General features: G+C 56.3%; 16 protein-coding genes. 11 read left to right on the forward strand and 5 right to left on the reverse strand.

Annotated features, from left to right (window positions below):
* Window positions 1-105 precede the first annotated feature (105 nt).
* Window positions 106-564 carry a hypothetical protein gene (locus IEW12_RS05685; protein WP_188564968.1) on the forward strand — a complete coding sequence of 153 codons (459 nt, stop codon included), beginning with the start codon at window positions 106-108 and terminating at the stop codon, window positions 562-564.
* 14 nt (window positions 565-578) lie between these two features.
* Here IEW12_RS05685 and IEW12_RS05690 read toward each other — a convergent pair whose 3' ends face one another.
* From IEW12_RS05690 to IEW12_RS05700, 3 genes are read right to left on the reverse strand one after another with little or no spacing between them, the layout of a single operon-like run.
* On the reverse strand, window positions 579-1,391 hold the full coding sequence (locus tag IEW12_RS05690; protein ID WP_188564969.1) for an arylamine N-acetyltransferase family protein: 813 nt from the start codon (window positions 1,389-1,391) through the stop codon (window positions 579-581).
* A complete protein-coding gene (locus IEW12_RS05695; RefSeq protein WP_188564970.1) occupies window positions 1,342-1,899 on the reverse strand; it encodes a flavodoxin family protein in 558 nt (185 codons plus the stop codon). The genes IEW12_RS05690 and IEW12_RS05695 overlap by 50 nt, the downstream gene beginning before the upstream one ends.
* A 38-nt stretch (window positions 1,900-1,937) precedes the next feature.
* Entirely contained in the window at window positions 1,938-2,354 is a 417-nt protein-coding gene (locus IEW12_RS05700; RefSeq protein ID WP_188564971.1) for an ester cyclase, read from the reverse strand.
* A gap of 76 nt (window positions 2,355-2,430) precedes the next feature.
* Here IEW12_RS05700 and soxR point away from each other — a divergent pair, with 76 nt between their 5' ends.
* Window positions 2,431-2,895 carry a redox-sensitive transcriptional activator SoxR gene (gene soxR / locus IEW12_RS05705; RefSeq protein ID WP_188564972.1) on the forward strand — a complete coding sequence of 155 codons (465 nt, stop codon included), beginning with the start codon at window positions 2,431-2,433 and terminating at the stop codon, window positions 2,893-2,895.
* 54 nt (window positions 2,896-2,949) lie between these two features.
* On the opposite strand, the gene IEW12_RS05710 is transcribed toward soxR, so the two are convergent.
* On the reverse strand, window positions 2,950-3,960 hold the full coding sequence (locus IEW12_RS05710) for an alpha/beta hydrolase (protein WP_188564973.1): 1,011 nt from the start codon (window positions 3,958-3,960) through the stop codon (window positions 2,950-2,952).
* A 198-nt stretch (window positions 3,961-4,158) separates the two neighbouring features.
* Here IEW12_RS05710 and IEW12_RS05715 point away from each other — a divergent pair, with 198 nt between their 5' ends.
* Entirely contained in the window at window positions 4,159-7,218 is a 3,060-nt protein-coding gene (locus IEW12_RS05715) for a sensor histidine kinase (RefSeq protein WP_188564974.1), read from the forward strand.
* A gap of 105 nt (window positions 7,219-7,323) precedes the next feature.
* Here IEW12_RS05715 and IEW12_RS05720 read toward each other — a convergent pair whose 3' ends face one another.
* The gene (locus tag IEW12_RS05720; protein ID WP_188564975.1) at window positions 7,324-8,838 is read right to left on the reverse strand and encodes a peptide MFS transporter; all 1,515 of its coding nucleotides are present in this window, start codon (window positions 8,836-8,838) and stop codon (window positions 7,324-7,326) included.
* Window positions 8,839-9,114: 276 nt separating this feature from the next.
* Between IEW12_RS05720 and IEW12_RS05725 the strand changes: the two genes are divergently transcribed.
* From IEW12_RS05725 to IEW12_RS05760, 8 genes are all read left to right on the forward strand, one after another.
* Window positions 9,115-9,675 carry a Cif family virulence factor gene (locus tag IEW12_RS05725; RefSeq protein ID WP_188564976.1) on the forward strand — a complete coding sequence of 187 codons (561 nt, stop codon included), beginning with the start codon at window positions 9,115-9,117 and terminating at the stop codon, window positions 9,673-9,675.
* 24 nt (window positions 9,676-9,699) lie between these two features.
* Window positions 9,700-10,146, forward strand: a complete 447-nt coding sequence (locus IEW12_RS05730) for a hypothetical protein (protein WP_188564977.1) — start codon at window positions 9,700-9,702, stop codon at window positions 10,144-10,146.
* Window positions 10,147-10,245: 99 nt separating this feature from the next.
* Window positions 10,246-10,464 (forward strand): DUF6500 family protein, encoded by a 219-nt coding sequence (locus tag IEW12_RS05735; protein ID WP_188564978.1) that lies wholly within the window; start codon window positions 10,246-10,248, stop codon window positions 10,462-10,464.
* A 109-nt stretch (window positions 10,465-10,573) separates the two neighbouring features.
* Window positions 10,574-11,365 (forward strand): hypothetical protein, encoded by a 792-nt coding sequence (locus IEW12_RS05740; RefSeq protein WP_188564979.1) that lies wholly within the window; start codon window positions 10,574-10,576, stop codon window positions 11,363-11,365.
* Window positions 11,366-11,586: 221 nt separating this feature from the next.
* Complete coding sequence (locus tag IEW12_RS05745; RefSeq protein WP_188564980.1) at window positions 11,587-12,834, forward strand: YjgN family protein; 1,248 nt, start codon at window positions 11,587-11,589, stop codon at window positions 12,832-12,834.
* A gap of 8 nt (window positions 12,835-12,842) precedes the next feature.
* Window positions 12,843-14,621 (forward strand): M48 family metallopeptidase, encoded by a 1,779-nt coding sequence (locus IEW12_RS05750; protein ID WP_188564981.1) that lies wholly within the window; start codon window positions 12,843-12,845, stop codon window positions 14,619-14,621.
* Between the two features lie 128 nt (window positions 14,622-14,749).
* The gene (locus IEW12_RS05755; protein ID WP_188564982.1) at window positions 14,750-17,620 is read left to right on the forward strand and encodes a DUF3857 domain-containing protein; all 2,871 of its coding nucleotides are present in this window, start codon (window positions 14,750-14,752) and stop codon (window positions 17,618-17,620) included.
* Window positions 17,621-17,702: 82 nt separating this feature from the next.
* Window positions 17,703-18,956, forward strand: a complete 1,254-nt coding sequence (locus IEW12_RS05760) for a hypothetical protein (protein WP_188564983.1) — start codon at window positions 17,703-17,705, stop codon at window positions 18,954-18,956.
* Window positions 18,957-19,038 lie beyond the last annotated feature (82 nt).

Consider the following 19,038-nt stretch of genomic DNA (forward strand, 5'->3'; position numbering starts at 1 on the left):
ATTGCCTTATTCACCACGGATCAATCTATCAGGTCCATGCATCTAATTCTGCAGGGCGGCGCAGCAAACCAATACGAACTGTAGCGAAACAATCAGAGAGGGCACATGATCAAACGTTTTATTTGTATAGCCGGCTTGGCTGCCGTCGCACTGGCAGCAAGCTGTGTGCAGGCGGCGGTAGTCATTCCCAAGGATCTGGTTGGCATCTGGGCTACGCCGGGGTCCACGTTTAACGGGCAAGCGCTGCTGACCGGCCAGGCCATGTACATTGATAGCGACGGCACCGGCGCCAGCATCGCCGGCAACGGCAATGATGTGCTGGGCGTACGCTTTGTGGTCACCGCCTACAAGGAAGCCAGCCATACCCTGCATCTGGACCTGACGGAAAGCCGCAGGGTCATCATGAGCACCGTGATCACTTGGGACCCGGAACAGAAGATCATCTATTCTGAAAAAGATCCCTCACAAAAATTTGGGCGGCGTTTTGATCAGGTATCGACCGAGGTGAGAAAGTCTTTGGGGCTGGAAGTAAGAACCCTGCCCGTTGAGCCATCGCGGCCATAGAAGCCATCGTGGCTTTAGGCTGGAATTTTCTCTGGCAACAAGCTGCGCAATGATAGTCCCGCCACCAGGCTCATTCCAAAATCCGCCTGCAGGATCTGCCTGTACTCTGCCTCACTCGCAATCGCATGCTCGGTGCGCTCGCCGCCCGCAGTAAGGATCAGCCTGCCGTTGGAGATGGTCTTGCGCCCGTCCTCCGTGGCGATGGAGCACACGGATTTTTTGGTGAAGGGAGAATCCGGCGAGCTTTGCTGGTACATACACATGGGCTGGAAAGCTTCTATGCCATGCGCATCCAGGTCAAACCTGTATTGCGGCTGCCAGTCCATGCTCTCCTTCTGTTTTTGCTGCAGCAGTACATAATCGCTGCCCTCCCGCCGGAAACAATAAGCGGCATCCCGCTGCGTGACCGGCTCATCCTGTAATAGCAAGGGCTCGCGGAAGGAATCGCCGAAGCCTACATCAGCGATGTACTGCTTCCCATCCAGCTCCACCAGCAATAGCATATGGTCGAAGGGTTGGCCAAAGCTGTTGCCGTACACCACGCAGGCAGACAACATCTGCACCTTGAAGCCCAGCGTGCTCAGCAAGGCAAAAAACAGGTGGTTCAACTCATAGCAAAAGCCGCCGCGTCGCGCCGCCACGATCTTGTTATACAGGGCCTGTTGCGTAATGACGATGGGGCGGCCCAATGGGATGTCCAGGTTTTCAAACGGCACCTGCAGCATGTGCGCCTGATGCAGGGCCTGCAGGGTAGACAGCTCTACCGCCAGGCTGCCCTTATACGCAATCCGCCGCAAGTAGTACGCGACCTGTTGTTCCGTCAGCATGGAAGTTCCTTGTAAATTGATCGATGGCGCTGTGATGTAAATCAAGCTGGATCTCCTCATCGCAGGCGCAGTACAGCATGCCTTTGTAAGACATGCCCAGATACTCGTAGGTAAGGCGGAAGATGTCTTCAAAACAGGGCGTCAGTTCTGCATTGGCACCGGTAGAGATGACGGCGCCGGATTTCTGTCGCAGGCGACGGCCCATTTCTTTTTCTATCGTCAGCAGATCGGACCAGCGGTCCAGGAAAACCTTCATGACGCTGCTGGGGGAATACCAGTAGATAGGAGAAGCCAGCACGATATGGTCGTAGCCGATGATTTCATCCATCAGCGGCAAAAAATCATCGTCGCTGTTGTGATGCTTGTAGTCGTAGGCATCAATATCGTAGTCTGCCAGATCAAACAGGCGGGCAGAGCCGGCCGGCGCAATATGCTGTGCAACGCGCAGCGCCAGTTGATGCGTATTGCCGCCGTTTCTGGCGGTACCGAGAATGATTGCAGTGCTCATTGTTTAACTCTTTGAGATAGATAAATCTGGAATAAGCTCTACGCGGGTACACCGCCGATTTGTTGCAGCAGACCGAGACGATCCGCCTGCAGCCATGCCTGTCGCGCCTTGCCATCACTCATCCGGTAGATCGTGATGGCGGTCTGTGTCACTGCCTTGTGGCTGGCGACTACACCGGCAAACGGACCTTGATGCGTGGCCGTAAATGTCCAGCGCACGCACACCCTGTCGCCCTCGGCGAACAGGTCTTCCACGACAAAATGCACATCCGGAAAAGCTTTTCTGAGTGTGGCAACCGTTACTGCAAACTCGGCCGGTCCCTGCTCTCCCCGGCTGCCAATAAAATCATCGCCCAGCAATTCATGCAGCAGTTCCAGCTTGCCGGTATTGAAGCAGTCTTCGTAGATTCGGCGCACGATCAGTTTATTGTTTTCCGGGATTTGAGTAGCCAGCATCGGATTCTCTCTTGTCGGTGATTTGGAGTAGAATCAGTGTAAAACCTCAACTTAACTTTAGGTCAAGGAGTTTTTGATGTCCAGGATAGAACCGGCCGATATCAGCAAGCGGCTGTCTGTGGGAGAGGTGGCGAAGCGCAGCGGCGTGGCGGTCTCGGCCATCCATTTTTATGAAGCCAAGGGCTTGATCACCAGCCTGCGCAACGAAGGCAACCAGCGTCGCTATGCCAGGGATGTGCTGCGCCGGGTGGCTGTGATCAAGGTAGCGCAGCGCATCGGCATCTCGCTGGCCTCCATCCATGAAGCGCTGGCATCGCTGCCGCAGGGCCGCACGCCGAATGCGGCAGACTGGGCCAGGCTATCGCGCCGCTGGCAGCAGGAACTGGATGACAGGATCACCAAACTGACGCAGTTGCGCGACCAGATGAACGACTGCATAGGCTGCGGCTGCCTGTCGATTGACGCTTGCAGGCTGCGCAATCCGCTGGATGAATTATCGGAACAAGGCGCGGGCGCGCGGCTGCTGGACCCGGTGGACTGAGCAAGCCGGCGCTATTCTGTTATCCCGCTATCCTGCTATCCTGCCATAAGGTGATTATTTCAAATTGGCTTTCAGGAACTGCGTAACAGACTTGACCAGCTCCGGCGCCAGCGGCAGTGCCGCATTGGAATAGGATCCGATCTGCTCTTGCAGATCGCCGTCAACCAGCTTCAGCACGTGGTTCATTCCCGGCACGATGGCAAGGGTTGCCGACGGCTTGGCTTTTTTAAGCGCTTCGGCATCGGCAACCGTGATTTGCAGATCGGTGCTGCCCTGCACGATCAGCACGGGAATATCCAGCTTGGCCAGCTCCACCGCTGGCACATATCTGAACCAGGAAATCAGGTAGGGCTGTATGCTTGGCCGGTACAGCGCTGCAAATCCGGCGGGTACATCGCCGGCGAGTATCCCGTGTTCCAGTGCAAGCAAGACGCGCTCGTTTTCAGCAGCGGCTGCGCCGTTCAGCTTGGGGCGCAATTGTTTTCGCAGCACGTCGGCAGCGCCTTGGGCGGGGCCGGCGATGGACACATAGGCGTCGGCCTTGGCCTGGCGCGCGGCGAGCATGGCAATTAGCGAGCCTTCACTGTGGCCGATGATGGCAACCGATGAGAAGCGCTCATCCTGCTTCATCTTTTGCACCCAGCCGCTGGCGTCGTTCACATAATTATCAAATCGCAGCGCCGACTCCACCGGGCCGGCGGCGGCACTTGCAGCGATGCCGCGCTTGTCGTAGCGCACGCTGGCAATACCGGCATCTGCCAGAGCCCGCGCCAGTTGCTTCAGGCTGTTGTTGGGGCCGGGCAGCATGCTGCTGTTGCCGTTGCGATCTGTAGGACCTGAACCGGCAACGATGATGGCAAGCGGCACGCGGCCTGCTGCGGTAGGCAATTGAGCAGTTGGCAATTGCAAGCTGCCGATGATCTTGCCAGTGGGTGTATCCAGGATGGTGGCCTGTTCGGCGATGGTAGCGCTATCAACGTGACTTGCCGGAGAATTCCGGGCAGTATCATCGGCATGGGAGCTGGTGGATAAAACAAACAGCAAACTGAACAGCAAGGTGCGCATAGGTTTCCTTTTCTATCTCCGGCCAATCGCTTAATGGCCGTCGCAAACTGATGAAGATAATACCAAGCAATCAAAAATGAGACATTCCCTGTGCCTTGATCCACAATTCCTGCTGGATCAGGATCATTGTTCGCAGCTTGCCGCTGCGCCACGGTACTATTGCCGATCGCCAGCCTACCCTCTTTTTCAATTTATTGCATGAAACTTCCCGGCCTCCCTGCCCTCACGCGCTTGCTGCTACCCACCTTGGCACCCGTCCTTGCTTCCGCGATGCTGCTCTTCCACGGCTATGCCTCTGCCCTCAACCCGACCATCCGCCTGGAAGACTACAACCATACCAAATGGACTACCCGGGATGGCGCGCCGGCCGCGATCACCAGCATGGCGCAGACAACGGACGGCTGGTTGTGGTTGGGCACTCCTAACGGCCTGTACCGCTTTGACGGGCTGCGTTTTGAACGCTTTAAGCCGCCGGGCGGCGGAGATATCCAGATACCCAGGATCTACGGGCTGATCGCGCAACCCAACGGCGACCTATATATCAGCTATATGGTCGGCAGCCTGTCGGTGCTGCACAAGAACGGTGTCATCGAGCACTTCCCCGCATTCACTCCGGAAATGGGAGGCGTAAGAACGGTGGTGGTCGATAAGGACGGCAGCTTGTGGGTAACCACCCCTACCGGCCTGTACCGTTACTTCCAGGGACGCCTGCAAAGGTTCGGCGAGAAGGAGGGCTTTTCTGAGCCTCCCGCAATCAATGTGCTGATCGATCAATACGACCAGTTGTGGGCCTCCAGCGACAAAGGGCTGTACCTGCTTAACCGCAGCAGCGGGAAGTTTGAAAAGATCGCCATGGAAAACACCGCCGGCAGCCTGATCCAGTCGCCGGACGGCAGGATATGGGTGGCCGGCAAGGACAGGGTGCAACTCGTGCCCAACCCTGCCGCCACCAGCGGCCCTTCACGCCCGCGCCCGGCTGACTTCAACCAGAGAGAGTCCCGCTATGGCGGCCAGTTCGACCGGGACGGCAATTTATGGGCATCGCTGTGCCCGCGCGGCATCTGCCTGCTGGCGGGCGCCGGCCATACGCAGGAAACACAATTGATTCCATCTCGCCAGGCGACCGACAAGTTTGACCAGCCCTGGCAAATGACGGCACTGGTTGCCATTGTGGTGCTGGAAGACCGCGAAGGCAACATATGGATCGCCACCCAGAGAGGACTGGAGCGCCTGCGGGAAAACAAGATCGTCTCCGCCAAGCTGCCGGAAAATAAAGATTTCAGCATGGCACGCGATGGCAGCGGCCAGGTGTGGGCCGTGGACCGGCTGGCGGAAACAGCCTGGCAGCTTTTTCCCAACGCGCCTCCGCTGCTGGATCCGCTTAAAAGCCAGCCCTACCAATTTGTCGCGCATGACCGCGACGGCGCCTTGCTGCTGGCCGGCAAACGCGAAATAGAACGCCGCTACAAGGGTGAAATACAAAAAATCCCTTACCCTCCTGGCCGCGACGGCAAGCCTGTGGACATGGACGTGGCCGGCATCATGGACGACGGCAAGGTTTTATGGATGGCGACCAGGCAAACCGGCCTGATAGGACTGGTGGAAGGCAAGTGGCTGCCGCGCGCCAAGTTCAACCTGCCGCCCAGGATCTTTTTAAGCGTGCGCGCCGCAGCGGGGCAGTTATGGCTGGCTTGTGCGGACGGCTCGATCAATTTCTACGATAACGACAAACTCACCCGCTATGACGGCAGCCATATCGGGCTGGCGACCGGCATCTTTGTCGGCCCCAAGCTGCTGGTGGCTAGCGACAAAGGCCTGGCCGTGCTGGAGGGCACCGTGTTTCGCCCGCTCAAAGTCGCGGAGCCGGACGTGCTCAGCAATATCAGCGGCATGGCAGTCACCGAGGATGGCGACCACTGGTTCAATGGCGGCAAAGGCATCATCCACGTCCGCAGGGATGATTGGCAGGCGGTGATGGATAACCCGGAAGCCAGCCTGCGCTATGAACTGATCGATGTGCTGGAAGGCTATCCAGGCCAGGCAGACCTTCTTAGCCGCCTGTCCACCATCCTGGTGGATCCAAACGGCCTGCTGTGGATACTGACCACCGAGGGCATGGTTCGCCTTGACACCAGGCAGATCAAACGCAACATGACGGTGCCGAAGGTGGAAATCCTGGGCCTGAACGCCGGTGCCCTCGCCTTTCCGGCACAGCCGGGCCTGCGCTTGCCACCCGCTTCACAAAGCTTCAATATCCAGTTCACCACCCCCTTGCTGACCAAGCCAGAGCGCGCGCGCATGCAATACCAGTTGGTCGGCGTGGACGCGACCTGGCAAGAAGCCGGCCCGCGCCGCACCGCCTACTACACCAACGTGGAGCCAGGCAGCTATCGTTTCCTGGTCAAGGCGATCAACGAGGATGGCGTTGGCAGTGACGGCGAAGCCGCGCTGTCTTTTGAGATTGAACCCACCTTCATGCAAACCTGGTGGTTCAAGGCGCTGTGCCTGCTGGCGATCACCGCGCTACTATACCTGCTCTACCTGTACCGGCTGCGTATCGCTACCGCTAGAATGATGGAGCGCTTTGACGTACGTACTGCAGAAAGGGAAAGAATCGCCCGTACCTTGCATGACACCTTCCTGCAGAGCATCCATGCGATTGTGCTGCGCTTTCATCTGGTGGCGATGGAAATGCCGGAACACAGCAATGCCCGCAACAAGCTGCTGAACGTGCTGTCGCAAGCGGACGAGGCGCTGAACGAAGGCCGCTCCCAGGTGCATGAATTGCGCAATCATCAGTTGGGGGATATCGAGGTCGCCATCAGCGAAGCCTCGCAATTGCTGATGGAAGCACATCCGGGCATCGTCTTTCATCTGAACGTGAAAGGCACTCGCATTCCGTTGCAAGCCCAGGCCAACGACGAAGCCAGCGGCATCGCCTGCGAATCCCTGCGCAATGCCTTCCTGCATGCTGGCGGCAGCACCGTACATGCGCAGCTTGAATACGCGGATACAGAATTTACGCTGCTCGTGACCGATGACGGCAAGGGTATTTCGGAAGAAGTGCTGAAGGCCGGCAGCAAGCCTTTACACTGGGGCATGACAGGCATGCGCGAACGCGCCGCCCGCATAGGCGCACGCCTGGAGATAGGCAACGGCGCCAACGGCGGCGCCAGGGTAGCGCTGATCATACCGGCAAGACGCGCGTATGTCCGCAAGCAACGATCATGGTTGCGCTGGTGGCGCTCTGCAAAATAAGTGCGGCAAACAAAAAACGCTACCGAGGTAGCGTTTTTTTCGGTCAGTTTAATAACCAAAATGTAGGATGTGCACCGGCACCTTAAACTGCGCCAATACACTGCGCTAAGCGTGCAACTCCGCCGCAGGTACGGCAGCCAGTTCCGCGCCCGGCTCTGCCGGCTGGCTATCCTTGATCATGCGGCGCAGGAAAGGGATCAGCGCTACCATCACGATGCCGATGATTACGCTGCCCCAGCCCAGGGTGGCGAAGATGCTCTTGTAGGTGGGGTTGGTGGCGGCGGCTGTCAGGCCTTCCTTGGCTTCCGGCACCAGGCCGGAGAACCAGCTGGAGACTACCGACGCAACGCCGGTGGTCAGCATGAAAGTACCCATCATGATGCCCTGGTATTGGCGCGGTGCCAGGCGGCCTATCATTGCATAGCCCACCGGGGAAATCAGCAGCTCGCCCAGGCTTTGGAAGATATAGCTGATGAAGATCCATTTAAAGGCGACCATGCCGTCGCTGCCGGCCAGCATGATGCCCAGCGGCAGAACCAGGAAACCCAGGCCGATGAGGATCAGCGAAGTGGCAAACTGCTTGCTGAGATCAATCTGCCAGCCCTTCTTGCGCAGCTTGTCAAACAACATTGCCGTCAGCGGGCCGCCTATCATGATGGTGAAGCTATTGATATTTTGTATCCAGGCCGGCGCAATTTCCACGCCCCAGACCATGCGGTCTATATTGGATTCGGCAAACAGGTTCAGGCCGGAAGGCGCCATCTGATACAGCGACCAGAAAACCAGCGATCCGGAAGTCAGGATCATATAGGCCCACATATTATTCCGCTCGCGCTCATCCTTGTGCTTCAGCGCCAGGAAGATCAGGATGGCCGCGATCAGCGCGCCTACGGTGATCACCACATTGCCGCTCAGCTCCGCATGCTGCAGCATGATGTAGATAACCGGCACCAGTCCCACCAGGATCAATGCGCCGGCGACGAAGCGCAGCCTGAACTGGGTTGGCGTCGCGTCCAGCAAAGGCGTGTTCAAGTCTTTCAGCGCCCTCCAGTTGATCGCTGCCAGCACGATGGCCAGGAAGTTGCCTATCGTTGCGAAAATGAACAGGCCGGAATAGTTGCCGTCCAGCTGATATTGGCCGGCGGCAGAAAAGCCGATGAAAAAGCCCAGATTCATGCCTGCATAGTTCCACAGGAAGGCGCTTTCGCGACGGGTATCTTCCGGCTTGAAGCGTTGCGTCAGCATCAGGTTCAGGCAGGTGACGTTCAGGCCGCTACCGGTCAGGAACAGGGCCAGCCCCCAGTACAGCAGATGCGTGGTGCCGCCGGAAATGCAGCCGCAGCCCAGCACCTGCAGGATCATACCGCCGACGAACAGGTTGCGGTTGGACAGGAAACGCCCGCCCAGATAGCCGCCAAACAGGTGCAAGCCATAATTGAAGGCGCCGAACACGCCCATGATCGCAGTCGCTTCTTTATTGGTGAAGCCCAGCTTCTTGGTGGCATACAGCACCAGCGTGGAATACAGCACCGCAAAGCCCAGCGTGGCAAAGATCTGGATGAAGAACAGCGCGCCGGACCCTTCCGGGATCTGCGACAATTTTTGTCTGAGTGTTAACAAGCTTGACTCCGGATGGTAGGAGAAATGAGGGATAAACCTGAGGGATCACATTGTAAAGACATCGCTGTGGCAATTGTATATACGATTTGTATCCGGTTCTGTTGGCCGCCATAGTAAAGCTAATTGCGCCGGGTGTGAAGCAGACTTCTGTTGCAGTGCGGCAGTAGAGACTTGTCTTTCTGGCAAATCGCGGATACGATGACTTTCTATTCATAGTCAGCTTGTTAGTCGGCTTGTTAGTCGGCTTGTTAGGCAGCTTTTCCCATAGGACCCGCCATGCAAAAAATCTTAGCCTCTTCCCTGCTCAGCGCCGGCCTGCTCAGTACCGGTCTTCTTTATAGCGGCAGCGCGCTTGCCCAGCCGACCACGCAGAGCAGCCAGTCCAACCACATAGGACGGCACGACAGCAACCCTGCCGATATCGCCGCCATCAACCAGGTCACGCAGGATTTTCGTGCGGCGCTGATTAGCAAGAATATTAAACAGCTGTCGTCGCTGATGCTGAACTCTAATATCCTGTTCAGCTCGCCGGGCAGCGCCAGCTTTGTCAAAAAGATTAATGACAGCACCGATGTCAACTTTGACGGCATACGCAGCGGCGGTTACCCTGCCTTTGCCGACTTTGTCGCCAATTCCGCCGACGCGATAGAAGAAAAGTTCTATAACATCAAGATCACCCAGGACGGCCACGTGGGCTGGGTCATGTTCGATTTTGAATTCCTGAGCAATAAAAAAGTGGAAAACTATGGCGTGGAAACCTGGCAGCTACTGAAAGCCGCCGACGGCAAATGGAAGATCTTCAGCGTGGTGTGGTCGTCGCATGGGGCGCCAAAGTAATCTTGCCACGATCGCCAGCGCTGAGTGAGCTTGTTCCCCAGACCTATTCCAAGAAGCACTCTCCTGTTTTCAGCAATATGGCTGCTCTGCGCCACCTTGCTGATATGGGCAGGCCTTCTCCCCGACTATTATTTAATTCATGCCCGGGGCATCACTACACCGCAAGCCTATCCACTGGAACCGGTGCTGACTGAAATAGGCATAGTCGGGCTTTCGATACTGCTGATGGCCTGGGCATTGCAACCGCAGAGGCGCGTCGCAAAACTGCTGTTCGCGGCGCTGCTGATAGGAGCAGCCGGAATTTTTACCGCCATGATGTCGATGCACATGCCCGCGCATTTTGCTTATTTCGGATTGGAGCTGCTGGCACTCGCTTTGATCGCCTTTTTGCTAGGCGTGTCTTGGCTGATACTCGGCTTTATTCGACCGTTAGCCAGCAAGAAAATTGAGCACACCGGTGAGGGTTTCTAGGCCGAAAAATCACCCCTGCAAAGCCAGATTCACAGCGAGCACCTGCTGGACGCCTGGCATTGCATCGCTTCGCATCCATCTGCGGTATATAAGGAAACAATGAGAGAAAGCCTGAGAAAGAAAATACGGGATGTCTGCGATGTAAAAATCAGGCAAAAAGGCCTGACCGTCGGCTTGTCCTTCTACGCCTTCTTCGCCAACAAAAATGACGATCCTGAGTTACTGATGGAAGCCGCCGAATGGTGGATCAGAACGCACAAGCTGAATCATTTCGAGAAGGCTGAAAAAATAAAGAAAATGATTGAGGAGCTTGGTTAGTCGCCATAAATCAAACACAACAATTCGATGGAAAAATTCCAAGCGTCTATTAGAAAACGCCGCTCTGACAATCTGGCTGCATCGCCAGTTTATAGAATGCTGATATCTCATGCATAGCTTTCCTTTTGGTTCTCCCTTACTCACTCTGGCACAGAAACCTCTTCACAACGCCCGGATCTTCGTCCTTGGCGTCTACGCCAGTGCCGTCCATGCGCGATGGCTGAACCCCGATGGTTCAACCCGGGTGGCCGCCTTGGCAGTAGCAAGCGAACCGCAGATATTCTGGTCGGGCGAGGCTGAGGCAGAGATCATCGCCTCTATCCATGTCCCTGCTGAAGCAGGCCGCCTGGTGCCACCCGGCTCAAGGATGAATGGGCCTTCCGGCGTAGCGCTTGACCAACTGTATCTGGAACCATTAGGCCTCACCCGCGAGCACGCCTGGCTATGCGACCTGCTACCGCAGAGCAGAATGAACCCCGGCCAGGCGCTGGCAGTAAGCGAGAGATACACACCTCTCGCGCAGCGTCTGGGCCTTCCTCCTGCATCCATCCCCGCCGTGCCCAAACGCTTCGCTACGGAAGCACGGGTGAACGAGATCGTCGAAGAATTCCTTTCCTCCGGTGCAGAGACCTTGCTGACTCTGGGAGACGTGCCGCTGAAGGAGTTCGTTGGCGTGCTGGGCTTGTGTGAGAAAACATCAATCGCGGGTTTCGGAATACGTGCAGGCCAGTATGGTCAGCGCCACCCATTTTCCCTCCGCGGCCGGCGTTTTGAGTTGCTGCCCTTGATCCATCCACGCCAGGCCGCAAGGCTCGGTGCCCACAGTCCACAACTCGCAGCTGCGCATGCGGAATGGATGGGAGAGGTTCGGGCACATGAAAGCCATCCCTCTCCTGCTTAGCCTTGCCCTATGCGATGAGCACGAATCATCAGGATCGCTCCAGCGCCAGCCTGCAGATGGGATCCGACACTGCTATATGCAATGGTTTGGAGCGGAAGCGCGGCAGGCTAGTTGTGTCTTTACATCATCAACTTTCAATACATTGCACAAATCCAACATTGCCTTTAATGTAATTGCAAACAAGGAAAGACTACTATCACCGGCTATAAGAAAGACCGTGCATGCAGAAGAGCCAGCAGCAGTATGAAGAAGTCGTCCATGAACATGCCTCTCCCCTCTCTGAACAAGCACAGCAGCCGGCCCCTGCTGCCAGACACTGGTCACAGGGAAGACTAGGGGCGGCCAGTCACAACGACTCGTCCGAGGACGATGCCCACTCCATCCAGTTCCTCGGGAGCGGCAGCGAATATTTCCGTATCTGGATAGTCAATCTTTGCCTGTCCATCGCCACGCTCGGAATTTACTCCGCCTGGGCCAAAGTGCGGCGCTTGCAGTATTTTGAGCGCAATACGCAATTGGCCGGCGCCGTTTTCAATTTTCACGGCAATCCAAAAGCCATACTACGGGGCCGCATCATCGCCCTGGCGCTGCTTATCGCCTATCACTATGCTTTCGGATTTTCAAAGGCGATAGGCGTGGGTGTGGTCGCTTTCCTGTTTATCTCCATGCCCTGGTTCTTGCGCAGCGCACTGAGGTTCCGCACGCGTAATACCAGCTATCGCGGCTTGCGCTTTGACTTTAACGGCTCGCTTGCTGGCGCCTACGCAACCTATTTGCCGATGATGCTGGTTTTCCTGCTACCCGGCACCTTGCTCGCCTTGTACCCCACAAACACACTCGCCTACAGCAGCTTTATGCTCTATCTGTTGTGGCCCTTGCTGCATGCGCGCATCAAACGCTATCAGCATGAAAACATCAAATACGGCAGCACCCTGGCAACATATGACTTACCCAGCAGCCGCTTCTGGCGCCCTTACATTATCGCTATACTGCTGGGCCTGATGAGCCTCGTACTGGTGACGTGCATCGTCGCGCTCACGTTTGGCATCGCAAACCGAACCAGCTCTGCTGCGACCAATTCCGCAAGCAGTTTCACCACTATGGTAATCATCTTCGCTTCTACGCTTGCAACAACCTATCTTCTCTATTTGTTTTCAGGCCCCTATCTGCATGTGCGCTTGCAGAACCTGGTATGGTCGCACACCTCTTTTCAGGGCATGCGCATCGAATCCAGGCTGAGGGCCGGCCCCTACCTGAAACTGCAAGCAGTAAACGTGTTTTTCACGCTGCTCAGCCTTGGCCTGTACCGGCCATTTGCCCTGGTCAAGGTGCATCGTTATCGGTTGGGCCAGGTATCGGTAACCGCCGCCGGCGGATTTGCAAACGTGCTGGCCGCCGAACACCGGGAATCCAGCGGCGCCAGTGGAGAAGGCACTGCCGACTTCCTCGGCATTGATCTTTCCTGGTAGGGGCGGACATGATTTCTGCATATTATTTTGACGGCCACTGCGGCCGCCAGCATCTGGTGACATTGAGTGTGGCTGGTGGGAACATCCTGCTGTCCGGTCCTGACGTAACTAAAACCGAAAGCGTCGCGCAAGCGCGCCTGGAAGAACCGTTCCAGCATGCCCCGGGAATATTACATTTTGCAGACGGCTCACATTGCGAACTGGCTTCCGCGGAAGATCAGCAATTTCTGATGCGGGCGATGAAGTACCTGCCCGGACGCGTTGCACGCTGGCAGGGGCGCTGGCCGGTGGCCCTGCTCGCCGTCGCTGCGATGGTGGCGGGCCTGGGAGCAGCCTACTACTGGGGCATTCCGGCTGCCGCTACCCGCCTGGCCGAGTATGCTCCGGTAGAGCTGGAGCAAAAAATGGGTGCCCAGATGCTGGCTGGCCTGGATACGAAAGTGTTTTTGCCAACTCAGCTGGGGCCGCTGCAACAGTCGCAGGCGCGCGCTATCTTCAGGCAAGTCCTGCCTATTTCTCCACGCTTGCCCTTAAAACTGGAGTTCCGTAATTCCGCTGTTTTTGGTCCGAATGCGATTGCCCTGCCCGGCGGTACCATCGTTGTTACTGACAGCATGATAGCGATGATCACCGGTGTACAAATTAATAAAAACATGCGAGAGCGGTCGCTTACCGGGCTCGCAGGAGCACAGCTGGCAGGCGTGATGGCACATGAAATCGGACACGAAGAGCACCGCCATAGCATGCGCCAGTTGGCGTCCAATGGGCTGGCGGCAGCCATCACAGGAAGCTTGTTTGGGGATTTCAGTGCGTTGGCTACGGCAGCGCCGGCTCTATTGATACAAAGCGAATACTCGCGCGAACTGGAGAGCGAGGCCGACGACTATGCGATCAAGACCCTCACACAGAGGGGCATCTCGATCGGCCCCATGGCGGATCTATTCGCCCAACTGGACGCAAACAGGCCGGCCGACGATAACGAAACGCCCAAATGGATGCGCAACGTATCAAATTATCTGGCCAGCCATCCACAGACGACACAGCGAATAGCGATGCTGCGCGCGCACGAAAAGTCAGAAGCCGCAATCGTGCCGGCCGAAACTATGCCGACACTGCAGTATAAGTTGGGACTGGATACGCTGGCTGAACTGGACAAGGCCTACTGCAATCCGACTCACTTAAGCGAACAGCGCGTGGCCCAGGTCCAGGACATTTTCAATGCCGTCGCTCCTTTGTCTGCAGCCATCCCTCTACGCCTGTATGTCCGTAATTCAAGACGCCTGGGACCCAATGTCGTCGCACTGCCTGGCGGCATCATCGTGGTTACCGATCAGATGCTGGACAGTATCGTCAGGCCGCATGGCGACAGAAGCGGAAAAACGCTTGAATTGAAAGGCGCGCAGGCAGAACAGCTTGCCGGCCTGCTGGCGCGTGAAATAGGCCATATACAAAAGGGGCATTTGAACAGAAGCCTGCAAGTGAGCGGGCTGAAAGGCGATGTGGCCGGAGACCCGCTGAATGACATCGGGACAATGGCACGGAGCGAGGCTCTCAACCTGCTTTACCTGCACTACACGAACTCCATGCAGGCGGAGGCTGACGACTATGCAGCATCCCTACTGAAAGAGCGCGCGATACCCGCTGCGCCTATGCTCACTCTGCTATCCGGCATGCGCGCCGACCCGGCCACTATGTCTGGCAATAGTGCAGTCAACGGGAAAAGGAATATGGGCTATCTGGACATGCATCCCAGCACTGAATACGTACTGGCACGCTTCCGGCTTTAGACGGTGCTGAAAATCTGGCAGCTGGAGACCAATGGCTGCCGGCATACGCAGATGGCTCTGATTTCAAGACCGCATAAAAATAATGGCAGCCTGCTTCCACAACATCAATAACAATACACTACAGTGATATGACAGCAACACATGTATTCCCAAGGCAGCTTCCTCCGCCAACCACCTTGCCGGCAGCAGCGCTATCCAGGCACAGGCGCGCGCTTCCGGGTCTGAATTCCGTCGGCGCCCTGTTCTTGCTTGCGGCGTCTTGCTTGCATTGGGCCGCTTATGCTGCCGAGCCTGCAAGCGCGTTTGCGCCGCAAACGGTGCGGGAGCTGCGTGGCGCAGAGAAATCCCTGCAGCGTGGCACGCCCTTGCCGCCCTGGGTGGACACCTCGGTAGTTGCGCCCGCTGCCTCAAAGGAAAGCCCGCTGGTAATACGCTTGTCGGATATGCAGGTGTATGTCGACAAGGAGCCTGTCGTGTATGCGCACCGGGTCTTGCAGGCGAATGACGCTTCCATGCTGGCCGTGCTGGGCAAGATAGAGATTTCTTTCCAGCCGGAGTATCAGCAAGTCTCCCTGCATTCCCTGCGTGTGATTCGCGGCGGCGCTAGCATGGACAAAACCGGCACGGCAGAAATACGTTTTCTGCAGAGAGAGCAAGCGCTGGATGAAGGCATTTACACCGGCTCGGTCACTGCATCCATCGTCATCGACGACATCCGCGTTGGCGATACCCTGGATATCAGCTACTCGATCAGCGGCAACAATCCCGTATTCGGCGGAAAATTCTTTCAGTCATTCTCCTGGGACGGCGGCTTTCCAACGCAACGCAAGCGCATTACGCTCAATGCGCCGGAAAACCGGTCCATCTACTACCGTATCAGCGGGCCGGGCAATGCCATCGTTCCGAAAGAACAAAAGTCGGGAAACAGAAAAATTACCAGCTTCAGCGCCGACAACCTTGCCGCGATCGATTTCGAACCCTATGCGCCGACCGACGTGGAACAATTTCGCCAGATACAGTTTTCCGAATTCCGAAACTGGCAACAAGTGGCGCAATGGGCCGAGAGCCTGTTCAAAGTGGAGGCGCCTGCCGTCCGCGTAGAAGAAGCCACAGCCTCCATGCTGGGTAATGCCAACACCGACGATACCGTGCAGCGGGCACTGGGATATGTGCAAGAGAATATCCGCTACCTGTCCATCTCGCTGGGCGAGAATTCGCACAAGCCTTTTCCTCCGGATCTGGTGCTGTCGCGCCGCTATGGCGATTGCAAGGACAAAGCACTGCTGCTGGTCACCATGCTGCGGCAACTTGGCATTGAAGCCGATCCGGTACTAGTGTCCACTTACTCGCACAAGGGTTTGGAGCAAATGCTGCCAACGCCGCTGGCTTTCGACCATGCTATTGTGCGCACGGTGGTGAACAACAAGGTGTACTTTATCGACCCAACCCGCAGTGTGCAGTATGGCCCCCTGGATAATATGGGGCAAGTACACGCTGGGGCACAGGTGCTCGTCATCCGCGGCGACACAGACAGGCTCTCTATCGTCCCAGCCGCTGCCGTCGATACTATTCTCTCCAACACGCGCATTGACAAGGTCACGCTCAGCAAGGTGGACGGGCCCGCGGTGGTGGCGGTAACGAACCGCTATACCGGGCTGGAAGCTGAAAATGTACGTTACTATGTCACGCGCCAGACTAGGGAGCAATTGCGCAAGGCCTACACTGCCTCCATCATCCGGCTGCATCCCAACGCAGAAATACTGTCGGATCCCAAGGTGGACGATAACCGGCAAACCAATATCCTGAAAATTGAAACACGGTTTCGCATTCCCGGCTTCCTGGAAAAAAATGACACCGGATGGCAGCTACGTTACCAGGCATCCAATCTGAGAGAACGCTTTTATCTGCCGGAAAATCCTCGCCGGGTATTTCCTTTGATGATTCCGGGAGAAAGCCAGGTCAACCGCTATGAGATAGAACTGAATCTGCCGGAAGATTTCAACGCCGGCTACCAGCCCAGCGAACAGATACTCAGAAACGCCGGATTCAATGCCAAGGAAAATCTTTCTTTCACCGGCCATACGGTACGGGCCTCGGTGGAACTGAATGTGCTGGCAGACCGGGTCCCGGCGGCAGAAGTCCCTGACTTCATGGCAGATGTGCGCAAACTGGGCGCCTTTGTAGAAAATTCGCTGCAAATCCGCAAAAGCGATGTGAAGGAAGGCAATCTGCGGCCCTTGCTGGATGCGCCCATCAAGCAAAGATTGAGCGAACAGCAAGAGGGACTCATCAGCAACAACTCCAGAGCCATCGCCGACGCGCGCAGCGCCGGCGCAACGACTGCCGAAGCTCTATGCGCGCGTGGATTGGGCTACGCGCACGTCGGCAGAAAAACGGAGGCACTGGCCGATATCCAGACTGCATTGAAAGAAAAACCTGGATCGAATGAACTGATACGCTGCCGCGCCGAAATTGAATTCTTCAACGGCGACATGAAAAGCAGTGAAGCCGACTTTAACCAGGCCATCAGTCTGGGTATAAGCGACGGCAAAAGCTATTTCCAGCGTGCCATGGCCAGCTATGTCCTGGGAAAATCACGCGAGGCCGCAGAAGGCTACGCGCTGGCATTTGAACGGTTGACAGATCCAAAAGAGAAAGCACGCGCAGAAATCATGCGATCCATCTCGCTGCATCGCATCAATCCGCGCAACCATACCAGCAGCCAGATCAGTGACCAGGATGAGTGGCCAGGGATTGTGCTGGCCGCTGTAGAGCATACGCGCAGCGATGAGGAGGTGCTCAGGCAGATACACCGCCGCACTGGCGACGAACTGGATATCGCTCTCAGCGATGGTTATTACTACCTGGCTCAGCTCAATCTGCTAAACGGCAATAAGCTGAAGGCTACCGTCTACCTCCAGCGCTCTGTCGATAAAGGCGTGTTATCCAATGCGTATCGGCCTGCCGCCCGGGTAGAGATGGAACGTTTGCGTAAATAAAAAAGCAGGTCGCCGGCCTGAAAATCGGACCGGGATCAATAAAACACAGGGTCGCCAGCGCGCGCCATTTGGGGAGAAGTAAATGTTAAAACGTATGTCAACGCGTCATTTGATCAGTTATCTGGTGTTGGGTGCCAGTATTGCTTCCACCATGCTGCCGGCATATGCCGCTGACGCCAGGGTGGCAAACCCGGCCAGCGTGGAAGATGTCAAACAAGTGTTTCGCTTGTCGGGCCTGGATAAGGTAGTACTGACCTATATGCGGCGCAATATAGAAGTAGAAAACCGGAGCAAACCGGAATCTGCACTAGAAACGGATGTGTACCTCAGCTTTGCCACGCCAGACGCCATCGCCGAGCATCTGGCCCCCATCTATGCCAACTATCTTTCCAGCGACTATGCGAAAAAATTGATACCGGCTTTGCAAACGCGTATCGGCAAACTTTCCGTGCGGCTGACACTGATTGAAGCGGAATCAGGGCTGGATGCGGCCAAATTGGTCTTTGCCAAGATGCCGCTGGAAGACAGGCGGGAGATCAACGCATTCCAGGCTTCCGTTACCTTTAAGAGCCTGCTTAATGCGGAACAGAATGCAAGCAAGGAATCCCGAGCGATGTTCAGAGAGTGGTCCGGTGAAGTCGTCAAATCCAGGGCAAGACAGGTGCGCAAGGAAATCGCCAACCTGCTCGAATCCGAAATGCAAAAAGAAAGCGAAAGTTCCTTTGATACGGCGGCAGTTTCCTCCAATCGCCTGCCGCGCATCGGCGTGCGTGCTTTTGACCAGGAAGCATCAGCAACCTTTGAAACACTTCGCCGCCAGGCCCGCATGCGGCGCCAGTTCGCCAGGGAAAATAGCCAGCTCAATCTGGCGGATGTCCTGAAAGCAGAAAACCTGGTTTCACGCGAAGGCCTGGAAACCGGCAACCTGTCCATACTTGCGGCCGAAAATGTTTTTAGCGCCCACGCCAAGGCTTACGAAACGCTATGGGCGGAGTATGACAAAACTATCCTGAATATTCCCATGGCCCCGGAACGCAGGCAGGAACTGATGGCCAACAATGACAGGGAATCTGCCGTAGTCTTTGATATCCAGGTCAGGGAGGCGGAACGCATGCGCACCCTGCTTGAATTGGAAAAACAGATCCTGGCCTTTTGCGAAAGCCACCTCGGAAAAATCGAATACAAGGACGGCAAATTGATATTCCAGTCCGATGAAGACCTTACGACCTATAACACATTGATAGCACAGGTCAGGAAAGAATATGAGGAGATACAAAACATCGGGAAGGAAGACCTTGACCGCAGGAAAAGTGATGTTACGCGCCTGAGGGGATAAGCGGTAGCTGGCCAAAAAAATAATGCGGCCAGTGGAAAGATGGTGCCAGCCTTCCTGCATGGCCTGACCTAATTCCAGCTAT

Source organism: Parundibacterium terreum (assembly GCF_014636315.1).
Taxonomy (GTDB): Bacteria; Pseudomonadota; Gammaproteobacteria; order Burkholderiales; family Burkholderiaceae_D; genus Undibacterium; species Undibacterium terreum.